General features: G+C 62.3%; 9 protein-coding genes and 1 tRNA gene. 2 read left to right on the forward strand and 8 right to left on the reverse strand.

The window, feature by feature from the left end; translation table 11 throughout:
- Position 1: 1 nt before the first annotated feature.
- Positions 2-268 (reverse strand): HPr family phosphocarrier protein, encoded by a 267-nt coding sequence (locus FFA61_RS08035; protein WP_005963170.1) that lies wholly within the window; start codon positions 266-268, stop codon positions 2-4.
- A gap of 310 nt (positions 269-578) precedes the next feature.
- On the opposite strand from FFA61_RS08035, the gene FFA61_RS08040 reads away from it, so the two are divergent.
- Positions 579-1,598 carry a LacI family DNA-binding transcriptional regulator gene (locus FFA61_RS08040; RefSeq protein ID WP_005963169.1) on the forward strand — a complete coding sequence of 340 codons (1,020 nt, stop codon included), beginning with the start codon at positions 579-581 and terminating at the stop codon, positions 1,596-1,598.
- A gap of 211 nt (positions 1,599-1,809) precedes the next feature.
- Here FFA61_RS08040 and FFA61_RS08045 read toward each other — a convergent pair whose 3' ends face one another.
- The 5 genes from FFA61_RS08045 to FFA61_RS08065 all read right to left on the reverse strand — a co-directional run bounded on the left by FFA61_RS08045 (position 1,810) and on the right by FFA61_RS08065 (position 12,355).
- The gene (locus tag FFA61_RS08045; RefSeq protein WP_005963167.1) at positions 1,810-3,867 is read right to left on the reverse strand and encodes a sucrose-specific PTS transporter subunit IIBC; all 2,058 of its coding nucleotides are present in this window, start codon (positions 3,865-3,867) and stop codon (positions 1,810-1,812) included.
- A 233-nt stretch (positions 3,868-4,100) separates the two neighbouring features.
- On the reverse strand, positions 4,101-5,672 hold the full coding sequence (locus tag FFA61_RS08050; protein WP_005963165.1) for a glycoside hydrolase family 32 protein: 1,572 nt from the start codon (positions 5,670-5,672) through the stop codon (positions 4,101-4,103).
- A gap of 211 nt (positions 5,673-5,883) precedes the next feature.
- Positions 5,884-6,999 (reverse strand): IS1249 family transposase, encoded by a 1,116-nt coding sequence (locus FFA61_RS08055; protein ID WP_040314467.1) that lies wholly within the window; start codon positions 6,997-6,999, stop codon positions 5,884-5,886.
- Between the two features lie 391 nt (positions 7,000-7,390).
- A tRNA-Ser gene (locus tag FFA61_RS08060) sits at positions 7,391-7,480 on the reverse strand.
- Positions 7,481-7,675: 195 nt separating this feature from the next.
- On the reverse strand, positions 7,676-12,355 hold the full coding sequence (locus tag FFA61_RS08065; RefSeq protein ID WP_131247232.1) for an acyl-CoA dehydratase activase-related protein: 4,680 nt from the start codon (positions 12,353-12,355) through the stop codon (positions 7,676-7,678).
- A gap of 205 nt (positions 12,356-12,560) precedes the next feature.
- On the opposite strand from FFA61_RS08065, the gene FFA61_RS08070 reads away from it, so the two are divergent.
- Positions 12,561-13,397 (forward strand): TetR/AcrR family transcriptional regulator, encoded by an 837-nt coding sequence (locus FFA61_RS08070; RefSeq protein ID WP_005963159.1) that lies wholly within the window; start codon positions 12,561-12,563, stop codon positions 13,395-13,397.
- A gap of 216 nt (positions 13,398-13,613) precedes the next feature.
- Here the strand turns inward: FFA61_RS08070 and modB are convergent, their stop codons facing one another.
- On the reverse strand, positions 13,614-15,686 hold the full coding sequence (gene modB / locus FFA61_RS08075) for a molybdate ABC transporter permease subunit (RefSeq protein ID WP_005963157.1): 2,073 nt from the start codon (positions 15,684-15,686) through the stop codon (positions 13,614-13,616).
- Positions 15,683-16,489, reverse strand: a complete 807-nt coding sequence (modA, locus tag FFA61_RS08080; protein WP_040313602.1) for a molybdate ABC transporter substrate-binding protein — start codon at positions 16,487-16,489, stop codon at positions 15,683-15,685. The genes modB and modA overlap by 4 nt, the downstream gene beginning before the upstream one ends.
- Positions 16,490-16,538 lie beyond the last annotated feature (49 nt).

The following is a 16,538-nucleotide window of genomic DNA, read 5'->3' on the forward strand; positions in this document are numbered from 1 at the left end:
CTCACTCCTTGTCGAGGTCTCGCGAGAGCAGCTCGACAAGGGAGTCGAGGACCGCACCGGCATTGTCGTCGTCGGTTGAGAGAGTGACCTCATCCCCGTGGCCAACTCCGAGGGTCATGATTTCGAGAAGTGAAGCGGCGTCTGCTTCTTCGCCGTCGAAAGCAATGGTGACGTCGACGCCGGAGTCGTCAACGGCCTCTGCAAGGAGGGCGGCGGGGCGGGCGTGGAGGCCGACAGACGAGGCAACGACGACAGTGCGGGAGATCATGAAGGTTCCTTCCAGTTGAACCCATACCACGGTGGATGGGCGACCTTGGTGTCATGCTAATCGTTTAGCACCTGTATGGGGAGGGGTATTGGGCAGACGCACGAATCTTCACTTGTTCGCCATCTCGCGACGCGGATGAGCGTTCTCCCGAGAATCAGGGGATATTCCTTCACAAAACTGTCCTGTCCTGTCTCGGGAAGTGCCCTCTCCTCTGCTTCTTCAGGGTGGTACCTGCTCAGGATCAGGCAGAACGAATTAAAGTAAGTTAACTGTTCATGTCTGTTGCCTCAGTCATTCGAAAGGAGGGTGCGTGGACCGCCGTCTTGAGCCCACTCTTGCCGATGTTGCCAAAGAGGCTGGAGTCTCTCTTACAACCGTCTCCAGAGTCCTCAACAATCGCGGTTACCTTTCGCAGGCCACAAAGGATAAGGTCGCCCGAGCGATCAAAACCTTGGGCTACCGGCCGAACCAAGTCGCCCGAGCCTTGCACGGCAAGCGGACCTACACGATCGGATTGATTGTTCCGACAGTCGCCCTTCCCTTCTTCGGCGAGATCGCCGTCGCTGTTGAGAACGCGCTCGCAGAATCCGGCTACCGAGTACTGATCTGCAACTCTCTGGGTCGCTCGGACCGCGAGCGCGACTATCTCAATCTCCTCATCGGCAACCGCGTTGACGGCATCATTTCCGGTGCTCACAACGAGGACCTCGAGGAATACCAATCGATCCGCATGCCGATCGTGACGATCGACCGTTCCTTGTCCCCTCGTATTCCGAATGTGCGCTGTGATAACGAGGCCGGGGGCAGGCTCGCAACCGAGCGACTCCTCGCAGGCGGCTCACGACGCCCAGCTCTTCTCACCTCTCGTTCTCATGGTCTGAACCTGCGTGAGCGGGGCTATCGCATCACCTGTGAAGCGGCGGGCATCGAGCCCATTGTTTTCGAGGTTCCCTTCCACACAGCTCCTGCGGATCGTCCGGCCCTCATGGCTCAGTGTTTGGATGGTGCCGTCGGGATGATCGACTCCGTGTTCGCGACGGATGATCTGGCCGCAGCGGAGGTCCTCGAGTGGGCTCGTCAGCGTGATCTTTTGGTGCCCGAGCAGCTTCGAGTGATCGGTTTTGATGGGACTGTGGCGGTGCGTCGCGCTCTTCCCACGTTGACGACGATTCGCCAGCCGATCGAAGACATGGCGCGCGAGGCCGTGCGCCTACTCTTGGGCAGAATCGATGCAGTGAACTCTGCGCCGCTCGAGGGCGGAGCGGATATCCCTGAGATCGGGGAGATCGTGGAGTTCCCCGTGGAACTCCTCGAGGGCTCGACGGCCTGAGTCACGGGGCTCGACTTTTCCAAGCTGAGGGCCCGAGGCCGCGACTTTTCCAACCCGGGGGTTCAGCCCCCTTGAGTCCTGGGCCAAGGCCCCAAGTTCGTTGATTCCACCGCCCGACTCCAGCAGCTCTACGCTCTACAGCACGGCCTCTGCGCGTCACAGGGCCCCGAACCGCTCTGGCGGTTCGGGGCCCAGCGAGTGATCCTCCGGCTCAGGCCTTCGGAGTGACCTCGACGATCACATCTCCGAAGGAGACATGACCCGAAGCAGCGGGAGTGACGGCCTCGAACTTCTTCTTGTTCGTCACAACGATCGGGGTGATCGTGTCGTAGCCAGCCTCGCGGATGACATCCCAGTCAACTTCAGCGAGGACGTCGCCGCGGCGCACCATATCGCCCTTGGCGACACGAGGCGTGAAGCCCTTGCCTTTGAGCTCAACCGTGTCCATACCGATGTGGATGAGGATCTGGACACCGGATGCGGTCTTGAGACCATAGGCGTGACCGGTCGCGAAGGCAACTGTCACCTCACCGTCAACCGGGGAGACGACCTGGCCTCCAGTGGGCGCAATCGCAATGCCCGGGCCGAGCATCCCACGAGCGAAGGACTCGTCCTTCACCTGCTCAAGAGGAACGATCTGGCCGTCGAGGGGCGCGGTGATCGAGTAATCAGTGGCATCGCCGATGATCGCGGGCTTTGGAGCGGGAGCTGCAGCAGGGGCGGGAGCAGCAGCTCCGCCAACGGCTCCGGCAGTGACCGGAACTGCAGTGGGCTCTGAAACTTGCGCCGGGACAGCACCTGCGTCTCCAGCAGCGGCGGGACGAGCCTCCATATCGGCCTTGCCACGAGTCGAACCGTAGACGAAGGTGGCGCCGAAGGAGAGCACGAAGACGATGACCTCAAGGAGGAGGTACTTCGGGATGTCAGCGGTACGGATCGACACGAAGCCGACAAAGCCTGCGGCTCCCAGGGCAGCGCCTCGAACATTGAGGAGTGCGACGCCCGCCGAGCCGATCGCCGCAGCACCCATACCGACGAAGAAGGGCCACTTGAGTCGGAGGTTGACACCGAAGATCGCGGGCTCGGTAATACCGAAGACAGCGGATGCGCCACCAGCACCAGCCAAGCCCTTGAGCTTGGCATCGCGGGTCTTCGCGAAGACCGCGAGGGCCGCAGCGCCCTGAGCGACATTCGCCATGGAGGCGATCGGGAAGATGAAGTCGCCGGGGCCGCCGTTCTGAGGCAGAAGGGGGATTTCCACTGCGGGGAAGGACTGGTGCAGACCGGTGACAACGATCGGGCTGTAGAAGAAGCCGAAGATCAAGCCGCCGAAGACTCCGAGGGTGTTGTAGGTCCAGTCGAGCCCATTGGTGAGCAGCACCGAGAGCTGACGGGTGACAGGGCCGACGAGGACGAAGGTCAAGAAGCCAGTGACCAGCATGGTGATGAGCGGAGTCAGCAGGAAGTCGGCGGTACCGGAGAGGCGCTTGTGCAGCCACTTCTCAATGGTGGACAGAATCCATGCGACGCACAGCACCGGGATGACCATCGCCTGGTAGCCGATCTTGTCGACCTCGAGGCCGAAGAGGTGCCACGTGGGGTTGGCGCCGGTAAAGGCCCAGAAGGCATCAGCAGCATCCTGATCCGTCATCGAATAGGCGGATAGCAGGGAACCTGAGACCATAGCTGCGCCCATCGCAGCACCCAGGTAAACATTGCCCCCGAACCTCTTGGTTGCAGAGAAGCCGACGAGGATGGGCAGGAAGGCGAAGGCTGCGGCTGAGACCAGGTTGATGAGGCTCGCATAGTCGGCCACAGTCGGGTACATGTCGATGATCGACTTGCCGTTGAAGAATCCGGCCTGGAGGACGTTGTTCAGAGCCATCATGAGACCACCGGCGATAAGGGCCGGCAAAACCGGGACGAAAATGTCGGCGATCATCTTGATGAAGCGGGAGAAGAGATTGCCGCCCTGCTCGGCCTCTTCCTTCGCCTCGTCCTTGGAGACCTCGCGGACACCGTGGTCGCTCACCATGCGCTGGTAGACGACGTCGACATCACCGGGGCCGACGATGATCTGGAACATTCCTCCGGCGGCGAAGGTTCCCTTCAGGTCATCCACTGCGTCGAGGGCCGCTTGGTCGACCTTGGATTCATCCGCGAGGACGAGCCTCAGACGGGTGGCGCAGTGAGCGGCGGCGTTGATATTTGATGCCCCTCCGACGGCCTTGACGACCTCGGACGCCACCTTGGCGTGATCCATTGCCATCCACGTTCCTTTCTCGGTGGACCCGGGCGCTGGGCAACGGTGTTACCAGTGCACCCCGGGCTCTATAGCAATCGTTTGACATACTACGGATGCCGGAGAAGCCCGCGCAAGGGTTTGAACATCACGATTTGACTGACTTTTCGCGCTATTCAGGGCTGAAGCAGCCCAGCGCACCCATGGCGACACCGGGACCATGACGAACCATGAAGCGTCAAGGCACCTGAGCTGCACATTCAGTCAAGACGCGCCGAAACGAAGCCCTCCAGAGCCGCATCCCCCTCTACACGGACCCGAAGGCCCGAGCTTCCAGCATTCAAGAAAGAACGGAAGGTGAAAGCCAAGCGTCCATCCCCGCAGAACACCTCCGTCAAGGAACGGTCGTGCACAATCTCGATCGAATTGGCGTCTCCCGCTTCGAGAGTCACAACCCGGCTTCCCCCGTGCGGGTAGCGCGAAGCAGAGCGGTCAACGAGCAGACGATTGGCCTCGATCCGGATTGTGAGGCCACAATCCTCGCCCATATCGAACTCGATGGCCCCGCCCTCGTCGATCGTGGCACAAGTCTTCACTCTCCACGAGCGCGAGCCGGACAGGGCTTCGATCTCCTTGAAATCGCACGCAGGCTCTGCGTTGTGAGAGGCTGAAGCGGGTTCGCAGTTGGTAGCAGATGGAACTGTCCGACAATCGAGGTCGGCCCTCGCACCTGTGGCGGAATCCTCGTCGAGCGGAAGACCGGGGAGGAAAGGCCTTTGAATCAGGCGTCCAGCGCGCAGGCTCAGGGCTCGCGGACTGGTGAGAGCATGAACCCAACCGCCCGTCGCGATGGAGGGCTGGTCGTCTTCGCTCGCATTACCTGCCCAGCCGAGGAGAAGGTTCTCTTCGTCTTGCCCATTGCAACCCCAGCCGCTGGCGCGGCGCGCGTAGGCCTGGGGGGCGTAAAACTCAAAGCCTCGGTCAACCTCTTCGAAGGAGCCGTCGGCGCTGCGGAACTCGGTTCCGACGAGTGAGCCGACGATGTACACGCAGGGGAAGATGTTCTCGAAGCCCTCGCGCTCGGGCGCAACACCCTGGGGGCAGAAGATGAGGACGTCCGAAACCTCGCCGCTTTGCTCGTCGCGCAGGCGAAGAAGGTTGGGACACTCCCACATGTAGCCGAAGGAATCGAAAGCTCCCCCGGCATCGGGGAAGGTCATTTCGCCTTCCAAATCCCAGTGACGCCGGTCGCTTGAGCGGTACAAGAGGATCGTTCCACTGAGGTCCTCACGCTGGACGCCGAGCATCATGCGATACGAACCAGCGGGATCGTCAGGATCTTGCCAAACCTGCGGATCACGGAAGTGGGCGGTGTAGCCCTCGGGCTGGTGGGCGATGATCGGGCCGACGGTCTTGTGGAAACTCTTCAGGTCACTCGTTTCGACGAGGCACTGAGTCGCTTCGCGTTCACCACTTTCGGGGTCTTTGTAATTCCCCGTGTACCAAAGTTCAACACCTCCCTCGACGCCGATCGCTGTGCCCGAATAAGCACCGTTCGCGTCCTGGTGACAATCCGGCAGAATTGCGGGCTCCAGGTAGTCCCAATGGACGAGATCGCGGGAGACTGCGTGGCCCCAGTAGACGAGTTTCTTAGGGAACTCGGGGGTGTACTGGAAGAAGGCGTGGTAGGCGTCGCCGTCGACGATGAGGCCGTTCGGATCATTGAGGCGCCCGACCGGCGGGACGACGTGGAAGATCGGGTAGTCGGCGTCTTCGCGGGTACGAGAGTCACGTTCGGCAGCGCGGGCGAGCGCTAGGAAATCCTCAGTCATGTTTGGAGCATAGCGGCCCTGTCATTCGTTTGACAGGGTTCAGGAGGATTGCATGGAGCATTGCTAGAGCGGGGAAGAGATGGGGCGTTGAAAGGCAGAGAAGAGTAAAGCTAGGGCGAGGTGTCGGATTCGCTGTGCGCGAGGGGCCGGGGCGCTGAGTGAAGAGTGGCGGCCACAAGTCGGGTTATAGGACAAAATGTGTTGGTCGGGTCTAGTCCCAGTCGGTGCGGTAGGGGCTGTGGTGGTGGAGTTCATGCCAGGCGATGGCGTCTCCCCATTGGGGGATGATGCCGGCGGCGGGGTGGTCGCGTGAGGCCTGTTGCCAGGCCTGTTCGATCTGGGTGTCGGTGGGCATGACTTTCAGGATCTGAGCGGCCGACAAGGGGTGCTCCGTGTGCATGTAGCACCACCAGAAGATCGCCTTGATCCTGCGCGTGAGCCGCATACCCCGGTGGTCGCGCAGCATTTGGCGCAGGGGCGCGTTCGTGGCTCCTTCGATCTGGTTGTTCATCGCCGGCATCGCCTGCCCCCAGGTGGGGTCGCAGAACGTGAACAACACACCCCTCGCCAGTAGCCGGTTCAGGCTGTTACGGGCGCGCACGAGCCGCTCATGCGTGTACTCCCACCCGCCATCGTCTCTGGGTGTCTTCTCGGCGAGGAACGCCTCCCACCGCTCACACCACCCCCTGTAGTCCTCCACCCACGCCTCGGCCTGCGGAAGATCCGTGACGCGAATGAGCTGCTTGCCCAGGGCGTACAGCTCTTTGGACGCAGGCAGCTTCGGACGGGTCGTTGTCGCTTCCTTCACCTTCGAAAACGCGTGAAACGTGCACCGCTGCACCCGCGAATCCGGCCAGATCTTCTTACGCGCCTTCTCGAACCCACTCCCCCCATCGGTCACCACCAGCTCCGGAGGGGCGATCCTGCTCATGAGGGCCTCCCAGGCGCGCGAGTTCTCCGTCCTGGCCACATACCAGCCCACCACATGCTCACGCGTCTGAGCGATCACCACGACCGCCTTGCGGCCCAGATGAATCCCGTCAACGAACACGACCTCGTGCACCTCATCGACCACGGGAGCGAAAGGCCAGACCTCCCACAGGTGCTGGCACCGCCGCCGAAACGACCGCCCACCCCCAGGCATATCCGCCTGACGGGCCCCGCTGAGCAACCAGGAAAGGAACTCGCCCAGGTGCTTGGCCGACGCGTCAATCTCATTCAGACCGGTGACATTGCAGGCCGTACACCTCCACCGCTGCCGTCCAGCTGACGTCTTCCCATGACGCGTCATCCGACCACCACACACAGGGCACGAAGCAGTATTCACCCCGAGAGGCAAACACACCCAACTAAAACCCGGACTTTCCCGCACCACAGAGCCGAAAAACCCCGATCAGACCAACACATTCTGTCCACCCTCATAGTTGGCCGCCACCAACTAAAACCCAGACCTTCCCGCACCAGCACAACGAAAAGTCCCAGTCAGACCAACACGAGGTGTCCTTTAACCCAAATCTTGACCTGGGTTTTCTTTCTTGGGCCAAGGCATAACGTTCGACTTGTGGACGGCGAGTATGAAAGGACGCGGCACAGGCAGAGAAGGAGCAACACAGGCAACTGAGGAGCACCAGGCAACGCGGGAGGGAGCGAGTTACTCGACGCGAGGAATAGGAAAACCCCGTGACTCCGACTTCTCGTTGGAATCGCGGGGCTAACCGTGGCGGTAGCGCTGGGATTTGAACCCAGGGTGGCTGTGACACCACACAGCATTTCGAGTGCTGCACCTTCGGCCGCTCGGACACGCTACCAGTGCGAGAAAGTATAGCTCGACTCAGACCGGCGCTGGCAACTCATCATGGCACTGTGCGATCCGTTCCACATGAGCAAGCACTAGCGAAAATGGGCGAACAGCATCAATCGGCGTCATCGATCAGTGTCTTGTGGTGTTCGATCTGGGCATCAGTGGGCATGACTTGTGAGCTGCTCTTCTAAGGAACAACTCCTCAGCGGAAGGCCACTCCCCGACGAGGAGGAATACCGGGCATACCAAGAGACACGGGCTGAGCGCGCTCAAATCCCTCCGTCCCAGACCCAGCCCCGCTGCAAGAGCGCGCGCTCTCGCCCTCGGCGCCCACAGAACTAGCGCCCACAGAACTACCACACGCAGCACTGCCACACGCAGAAGCAGCACCCGCAGCACTGCCACACGCACACGCGCCAAGAGGAAGCCCCTCAGCTCCGAAGCCCTCCTCGGACTCAAAGTCGATGCCACGCAATTCGAGCACCTCGGACTCCTCGCCGCTGTCCTTTCGGCGTTCAATCGCAGTGGAGAGCATGAGCTTGATGCGGTTGAGCTGATTAACCTCGGAAGCGCCCGGGTCGTAATCGACGGCGACGATATTCGCCTCCGGGTAGCGGGTGCGCAGAGCCCGGAACATGCCCTTGCCGACGATGTGGTTCGGCAGGCACGCGAAAGGCTGGGCGCAGATGATGTTCGGACAACCGTGCTCAATCATGTCAACCATCTCAGCCGTGAGGTACCAGCCCTCGCCGGCCTGATTGCCGAGCCTGGCGATGTCCTGGGAGCGCGCCGCCATGTCGTGAACATCCCTGGGAACCTCGAACTTCCCCTTAGTCTTCGCGAAAGCCTTGCGCATGGGGCGCTCGTACTGCTTCATCGCCCATAGCGCGATGGGCATGAGGCGATTGCCCCGGCCCTCGATGCCGAGATTCTCACGATCCCACTGCGAAGTCGCCGCCGAATTGTGGAAGAACTGCATGAGGCCGGGCAATACGGCCTCGCAGCCTTCGGCCTCGATCACATCGACGGCGTGGTTATTCGCATCCGGGTGGAACTTCACGAGGATCTCGCCGACGAGGCCGACCCTGGGCTTGCGTTCAATGTCGCGCAGTTCGAGAGCGTCGAACTCGCGCACGCATTCGGCGATGAGCTTCGAGTAGGAGAGGCGTTTGCCGAAAGTCGTGGAGCGGCCCGTCGAGAACCACTCCGTGCAGATCTCATTCCACCGCTCGTACAGTCTCATCGCTGAGCCGGGCACAGCCTCGTAAGGGCGCACGCGCAAAAGCATTGACTGAATTGCATCCCCCACGACAATCGCCTGGAGGGTCTTGTGGATCATCGGCGTGGTCATCGCGAAGCCGGGATTGTCCTCATAGCCCTGGACGGACACGGCAATGACGGGGACCTGCGGGTACCCGGCATCGCGCAGGCCCTTGCGCAGCAGGGAGGCGTAGTTCGTCGCACGGCACATGCCGCCCGTTTGTGTGATGGCGACAGCGGTCTTATCCGGGTCTGAGCGCCCTGAAACGAACTCGTCGAGGAGCTGGCCGATGACGACGATCGCCGGATAGCAGGAGTCGTTATTGACGAATTTCAGTCCCGTCTCCATCGTCTCCCGGTTCGTATGCTCAAGCAGGCGCACATTGAGCCCCGCTCGGCGCAGCACCGGCATGACGAGTCGGAACTGGATGGGCGCCATTTGCGGGGCGAGAATCTCGTAGCCTTCTTCGCGCATTTTCTCGGTGAAGACCGCGCGCTCGACGATGTGCCCTGCGGCGATTTGGGCCCGCTCTTCAGCGGCAGCTTTCTCCGAGGGGTCGACGAGGCTCGTGTCAATGGTCGCCGAAGACTCGGCGCGCTCGGCAACCGCCGCGTCGAGGGAGCGCAAACGGATTTTCGCAGCCCCCAGGTTGGAGACCTCGTCGATCTTCAACACCGTGTGGATGTCGCCGCGGCTTTCCAAGATCTCCTGGACCTGGTCGGCGGTGATGGCATCGAGGCCGCAGCCGAAGGAGTTGAGTTGGACGAGTTGGAGGTCCGGCTCGTCGCCGACTCGGGCGGCTGCCTCGTAGAGGCGCGAGTGGTAGGACCACTGGTCGCGCACGCGCAAGGGCCGTTCGAGGCGTCCATCGGCGACCGAGTCCTCGGTGAGCACTCCCATTCCCAGGCCGACAATGACCTCGGGGATCCCGTGGTTGATCTCCGGGTCGAGGTGGTAGGGCCGACCCGCAAGGACGATGCCTCTCACCCCGTGCTCGCGCATCCACGCGATTGATTCGGTGCCTTTGTCCTTGATCTCGCGTTTCACGGCGGCGTCCTCGTCCCATGCCGCATCCAGGGCGGCGCGCATCTCCTCGACGCTGATGTCGTAGCCGAACTCTTTGAACGCCTTGGACAGGTGGGCGGGAAGGTAGTCGCGATTGGCGAGGTTGACAAAGGGGCTGATGAACTTCACGCCCTCCTCTGAGAGGCGCTCCATGTTGTTACGGATGACTTCGGGATAGGTGGCGACGACCGGGCAGTTGAAGTGGTTGTCCGCGCCCTCGATCTTTTGCTCGAAATCGACGCAGGGGTAGAAGATCGTCGTGATCCCCTTGTCGAGCAGAGATTCGATGTGCCCGTGCACGAGTTTGGCCGGGTAGCAGACGTTCTCCGAGGGAATCGACTCCATGCCCGCTTCGAAGAGCTCATGGTTCGAGCGACCCGAGATCATGACGCGAAACCCCAGTTCACTGAGCATTGTGAACCAAAAGGGGTAGTTCTCGTACATGCCGAGCACGCGCGGCACTCCGATATCGCCCCGGTGGGCCTTGTCCTCAGTGAGGCGCCGGTAGCCGAAGATCCGCTTGTACTTCCAGTCATACATGTTCGGCAGCGCGGACTTCTTGGGGACCCTTTCGAGGGAGGCGCCACGCTCGCAGCGGTTGCCGGACACGTGGCGCTCCCCGTTGGAGAAGGTGGAGATCGTCATCTGGCAGTGGTTCTGGCACAAGCGGCAGGTCTTGCGGCTCGTCTCGACGGAAAAGGACTCGAGGTCCTCGATCGTCGCCAAGCAGGACTCCCCTTCGCCCTCGTCGTGCATGCGGGCAGTGAGGGCAGCCCCGTAGGCGCCCATGAGGCCGGCAATATCGGGGCGGATGACCTCGCGGCCGGTGAGAAGTTCGAAGGCGCGCAGGACGGAGTCGTTGAGGAAGGTGCCGCCTTGCACGACGACGCGCTCGCCGAGGTCGGAGGGGTCCTTGAGTTTGATGACCTTATACAGGGCGTTGCGCACAACCGAATAGGACAGGCCTGCGGAGATATCGCGGACATCCGCCCCTTCCTTTTGGGCCTGCTTGACGGAGGAGTTCATGAACACGGTGCAGCGGGTCCCCAGGTCGACGGGAGAAGTGGACTCCATCGCTGAGCTCGCGAAGGAGTGGACATCAGTGCCCATCGTCTCAGCGAATGTTTGCAGGAAGGACCCACAGCCGGAGGAGCAGGCTTCGTTGACGCTGATCGAGTCGACAGCCCGATCGCGGATGCGCAGATACTTCATGTCCTGGCCGCCGATGTCGATGACGGAGGTGACGCCGGGCGCGATGTGTTCGGCGGCCCTGAAATGCGCCATGGTCTCGATCTCGCCCTCATCCATTGTCAGGGCGGTGGCGACCAGGCCTTCTCCATATCCGGTGGCACAGCTCCTCCCGATGATGGCGCCCTCGGGCAGTTCGCTGCGCACGCGCTTGACGATGTCAACGGCGGCAGCCAGGGGGTCTCCCCCGTTGGAGGCGTAGTGGGTGAAGACGATCCGCTCCTGTTCGTCAATGAGGACCGCTTTGATGGTGGTGGAGCCTGCGTCCACGCCGAGCCAGCAGCGCCCCTTCGCCTCGTCGATGCGCGCTTTGGGGATTGTTTCCTTTGCATGGCGGGCGCGGAACTCTTCGCGTTCGGCCTCAGTGGCGAAAAGGGGACGCATTCGCGCGGATTCTGCGGCGATGGTGGCGGTGGCGAGAGTGTCGACGAGTTCGGAGACGAGCCGGGCGTCCTCGCCCCTGTCTTTCGGGTCGGGGGAGGTGAGGGCGCGGCGCTGCTCACGTTCAGCGAGGAGGGCGGCGCCGATCGCGACGTAGAGCTGCGCGTTCTCGGGAGCGACGAAAGCCTTGGCCTTCGGGAGCAGTTCTTCGTAGGCGCGGCGCAGTTCGGGCAGGAAGTGCAGGGGGCCACCGAGGAACATGACGGTGCCGCGAATGGGGCGCCCACAGGCGAGGCCGGCAATGGTTTGGGTGGCGACCGCCGCGAAGATCGAGGCTGCGAGGTCCTCGTGGGCGGCCCCCTGGTTGATAAGAGGTTGGATGTCGGATTTCGCGAAGACGCCGCAGCGTGAGGCGATCGGGTAGAGCTGCGTGTGCTTCGCTGCGAGCTCGTTGAGACCGGAAGCGTCGGTTTTGAGTAGGGTCGCCATCTGATCGATGAATGCGCCGGTACCGCCCGCGCAGGTGCCGTTCATGCGCTGCTCGGGGGTCGGGTGGAGGTAGGTGAGTTTGGCGTCTTCCCCGCCGAGTTCGATGACGACGTCGACTTCGGGGTGAAGGCGCCGGGTCGATTCCGTGCCGGCGATGACTTCCTGGACGAAGGGGATTCCCATGGCGCTCGCAGTTGCCAGGCCGCCGGAGCCGGTGATCGCGGCGTGGACTTCGAGGCCGGGGTAGGACTCGGCGATGTCGGAGAGGAGGCGGGCGAGTTCGGCGCGTACATCGGCGTTGTGGCGCCGGTAGTCGGCGAAGAGGATTGTCTCGCCGTCGAGGACGACCGCTTTGACGGTGGTCGAGCCGACGTCGATCCCGAGATAGCAGGGATGCTCGGGCGTCGGCACGTGGCGCGTGGCCTGAGGCTGTTTCATCGTTTTCCCTCCGGTATTTTCCTCACTTTGGAAACTAGGAGGATTCGAAAGAATTTCCAACATGAGGAAATTAGAATCGGCGAGCAAGGAGACCTTCCGCCTCAGGCGCTCAATCCTGCGCTTCTCACCTTCCCTCAACGAGGACGACAAGCGCGCCAAGAGTCGGGAGTGTTGAAAACCAGCCAAGGAAATACGAGACATCGACATGACGAAAATCCTTTCGGGAGCCTGGGGAACTTCCACCAAAAGGAGCCTTCGAGCAGACGCACAAGGCAATTCGAGGGGGACTCAGGAGCGCCCTGGCGAGGACGAGACCACCACCGACGCCCGCTACGCGACCGAGGCTCAGGAGGGCTCGGGGGAGGAAAAGAAGTTGAGCGGAATCGACGCGGGCCCGAAAGACGAGGAACACCCAGGAAGCGAGACCGCGCCTGCACGCCGACATCGGGGCCCCTCTGCGGCGCGCGGCGAAGTCAAGGATCGGATCCAAATCGCCGCGCGCGCAGAGTTCATCGAACACGGCTACGACGGCGCGACCATCCGAGCCATCGCCCGGCGAGCTCAGTGCGACTCCGGCCTCGTGTCCTATTACTTCGGATCGAAGCAAAAGCTGTTCCGCGCCTGCATGGATCTTCCCCTCGACCCTGCGGCCGAAGCGATCCGCCTCCTCTCAGACGGTCCCGAAGGGGCAGCACGCAGAGTCCTCAATTATGCGGTTCACCTCTACGAGGAGACCCTCACCGCTGACACATTCTTCGCCCTCATGCGCGCCCTCATGACGGACGCCGCCACGAGCCGCCGCTTCCAGACCTACATCCGCACAGAAATCATCGACACCCTCGGCATTTTCCTCGGAGCCGAAGAGGACTTCGGGGAACAGCTCGGACTGGCGCTGGGCACGATCTACGGGATCGCCTCGATGCGCTACATCGTGAAACTCGAACCCTTGGCCTCCATGCCGAGCGAACGCTTCATTGACCTGCTCGAACCGATTCTCCAAGAACGGGTCGACGCTTTCATGGGTGCGAGCGCTCCTCGCTGAACGGGAGAGACCGCTCCTCTCTGAATAGGAGAGACAGAGGCTTGACGCGTGTGCTCAGCTCCTCCACCCGACTTGCCCTCACTGAAGGATAGAGACACGGGAGCACAGAACGGGGAGAGACACAGCTGCGCTGAGCGGCAGGGGCGGGGCATCAGGCCTAAGCGATCATCCACCTCCTCGCCGAAACAGCAGGAGTCCAGAACCGGGAAAGCAGACTCAGAGGCGGGAAAGGGGAACCACCCGCACCTGTATCGCCTTAATCGCGCACCAGACCTCATCACCGATCGCTAAAGCGAGCTCAGCCCAGGCTCCAGCCGTCAGACGGGCCATAATCGCAGCACCATCAAGGTCAACCCGAACGGACAGCACTCCCTTGGAGTCCTCCACGGAGAGGACTCGACCTCTTAGGACCGTGCGCGGCGAGCCCTCTACTGCTTCACGTGAAAGGGCAACAGCATCCGGGGAGAACAGAAGAGCAACCCGAGAGCCCTCGACAATGCCTTTCAGTTCCAGGGCCCCTCTTCTCGTGGAAGTGACGCCCTCACCCGTCAATTCCAGCCCCTCAGCACAGCCAGCACAAGCGGTGAGCAGGCCCGCTTTCACATCCACGGACACCATCCCTGAAGCGGGATCAGGGATGAGGGCCTCGCCCGTGACGACATTGAGGCCCGCGAGACGAGCGGCGAAAAGCGATGTCGGCTCTGCAACAATCCGTGCAGGCTCACCCGACTCAACAATCCGACCATCCTCAATGACGAGGAGCCTCGAGGCGAGGGCGAGAGTCTCAACAAGGTCATGAGTGATAAGCAAAACGGTGATCCGCTCACCCGCGAGACGCCGGGCCACGACAGAGGCGACGCGGGCGGAGGCCTCAACATCAAGGGAGGCCGTCGGCTCATCAAGGATGAGGACATCCGGGTCGAACACGAGGGCTCGAGCGATCGCAACCCTCGCGGCCTGCCCACCGGACAAGGCATCGGCGCGCCGATCTGCGAAGCTCTCAAGGCCAACTGCGCGCAACTGCTCGAGCGCTGCCGCCTTCGCCTCCTTCTTCGGGACATGGCGCACAACAAGGGGGAAAGCCACATTGTCAAGCACGGACATCCACCCGAAGAGGCAGGGACGTTGACTGACGAGGGCGACCGCGCGTTTACGCGCCGGAACGAAAACACCCTCCCCGTTCACGAGGGTACGACCAATGTGGGCTTCGCCCTCGTCGAGGAGGATCGAACCTGAGATGACGCCCGCGAGGGTTGATTTGCCCGAACCATTGGGACCCATGACGGCGGTGATGATCCCGGCGGGCAGAACACAATCGACATCCCAGCCGCGCACTCCGATCCGTCCGCGCACCGCAACCTCAACCGGGTCGAGTCGGGCCAAAGGCCCGTCCTCGTCAACCGAAGAGGGTGAAGTGGGAGCGTCAGAAGACCCGCCGAACGCACACTCGCCCCCCACAGCGTCGAGGGAGTCCTCCTCCGCAGGGATCGGGGTGGGACGACGAACCCCGATCGTCTCCGTCACGCCCACTACGAGGGCCGCAGCGAAGAGGAGCACCACCCCCAGTGCGAGGGCGAGATCCGTATCGGATTCGCGGGCAAGGTAGATTTGCAGGGGCAGGGTCCGAGTCACACCCTGGAGGGAACCCGCAAAAGTCAGGGTCGCTCCGAACTCGCCCAGACATCGGGCGAGTGCGAGCGCTGAACCTCGTGCAAGACCGGGCACGACCTGCGGGAGAGTGATGGAGAAAAGGACACGAGTCGGAGAGGCCCCAAGAGAGGCGGCCATCTCCTCAAGCCCTTCAGGTCGGGTGCGCAGGGCCGCTTCAAGAGTGACGATGAGGAAGGGCAAGGAGACGAATACCTGCGCCATGACGACCGCGACCCAGGAAAAGGCGATCGACACTCCGAAGGATTCGAGGAAGGAACCAATAATGCCGCGACGCCCGAAAGCCGCGATGAGCGCCATGCCAGCAACGACCGGGGGCAAAGACAGCGGCAGGGCGACGAGAATCCTCACCGTGCCGACGCCCCGCCACGTCCTCGACAAAAGGATCGCGGCGGGGACACCGAAGAGGAGATCAAGTTCGAGCGCGACCAGCGCAGTCTTCACAGACAAAGCAAGAGCCGCGAGGGCAGCCTCGCTTGTCAAAAGCTCAGGCAAACGCCCCCACGGAACCCGCATCCCCATAAGGACGAGGGGCACAACAAGGTAAGCGAATGCGAGTGCCCCGAGCCCCCCGATCCATGCGGGGATCGGAGAGATGACTGGCGTGCTCTTCCTCCTCATCGAACGGCGGCTGCAGTGAATCCGGCGTCGGAGAGGACCTTTTGTCCATCGGCGGACAAGACGAGGTCAACCCATGCCTGCGCGAGCTCGCTGTGCATCGTGTTGGCTGCGACTGCGATCGGGTAGGTGTTCACAGCCTGATCCGCGCCCTGGATGTCGATGGTCTCAACCTTTGCTCCCTCGGCGAGAGCATCGGTGCGGTAGACGATGCCCGCGTCGGCTTCACCGGAGGCAACCTTGCCGCGCACATCGGTCACGGCCTGTTCCTCGGAGACCGGGTGGAGTTCGACGCCAAGAGCGGCGGTGAGCTTGCCCGTGAGTTTGCCGCAGGGAACCTCGGGGGCGCAGATCACGAGCTTGACATTGTCAAGGGAGGAGTCGAGGCCGGTGACGCCCGCAGGGTTGCCCGGAGGAGTGATGAGGGTGAGGGTGTTCTTCGCGAAGACCGAAGGCTCGGCGACGAGACCCTGCTCTTTCGCCTTGTCCATCGTCGACTCGTTCGCGGTCGCGAGGACGTCGGCACCACCATTGGCAGCCATTTGCGCAACGAGGTCCTGAGAGCCGGCGAGGTTGAGGACGACATCGACATTCGGGTGGGCGGCTTCGAAGGTCTTTTCGAGTTCGCCGAAGGTCTCAGTGAGGGAGGCTGCGGCGAAGACGTTGAGGACAACCTCCTCAGCCTTCGATTCGGCTGCGGGGGCGCTCGACTGCTCGGGGGCGGCATTGTTCGAAGAGGACTGTGCACAGCCCGCCAGTGCGAGGCCGCACGCAACGAGTGCGGAAAGGAGGGGGAGACGTCGCATGGTTTCACTCCACATCTTTATCAAGGGTTGATGGCCGCTTTATTTTAGG

The sequence above is a fragment of the Schaalia cardiffensis F0333 genome (assembly GCF_005886435.1).
Classification (GTDB): domain Bacteria; phylum Actinomycetota; class Actinomycetes; order Actinomycetales; family Actinomycetaceae; genus Pauljensenia; species Pauljensenia cardiffensis.

What these genes read in the sequence shown, in the direction of transcription:
- FFA61_RS08035 (WP_005963170.1), bottom strand. Translation starts at nt 268, where the DNA reads ATGATCTCCCGCACTGTCGTCGTTGCCTCGTCTGTCGGCCTCCACGCC.
- FFA61_RS08045 (WP_005963167.1), bottom strand. Translation starts at nt 3,867, where the DNA reads ATGGCAATGGATCACGCCAAGGTGGCGTCCGAGGTCGTCAAGGCCGTC.
- FFA61_RS08050 (WP_005963165.1), bottom strand. Translation starts at nt 5,672, where the DNA reads ATGACTGAGGATTTCCTAGCGCTCGCCCGCGCTGCCGAACGTGACTCT.
- FFA61_RS08065 (WP_131247232.1), bottom strand. Translation starts at nt 12,355, where the DNA reads ATGAAACAGCCTCAGGCCACGCGCCACGTGCCGACGCCCGAGCATCCC.
- FFA61_RS08070 (WP_005963159.1), top strand. Translation starts at nt 12,561, where the DNA reads ATGACGAAAATCCTTTCGGGAGCCTGGGGAACTTCCACCAAAAGGAGC.
- modB (WP_005963157.1), bottom strand. Translation starts at nt 15,686, where the DNA reads ATGAGGAGGAAGAGCACGCCAGTCATCTCTCCGATCCCCGCATGGATC.
- modA (WP_040313602.1), bottom strand. Translation starts at nt 16,489, where the DNA reads ATGCGACGTCTCCCCCTCCTTTCCGCACTCGTTGCGTGCGGCCTCGCA.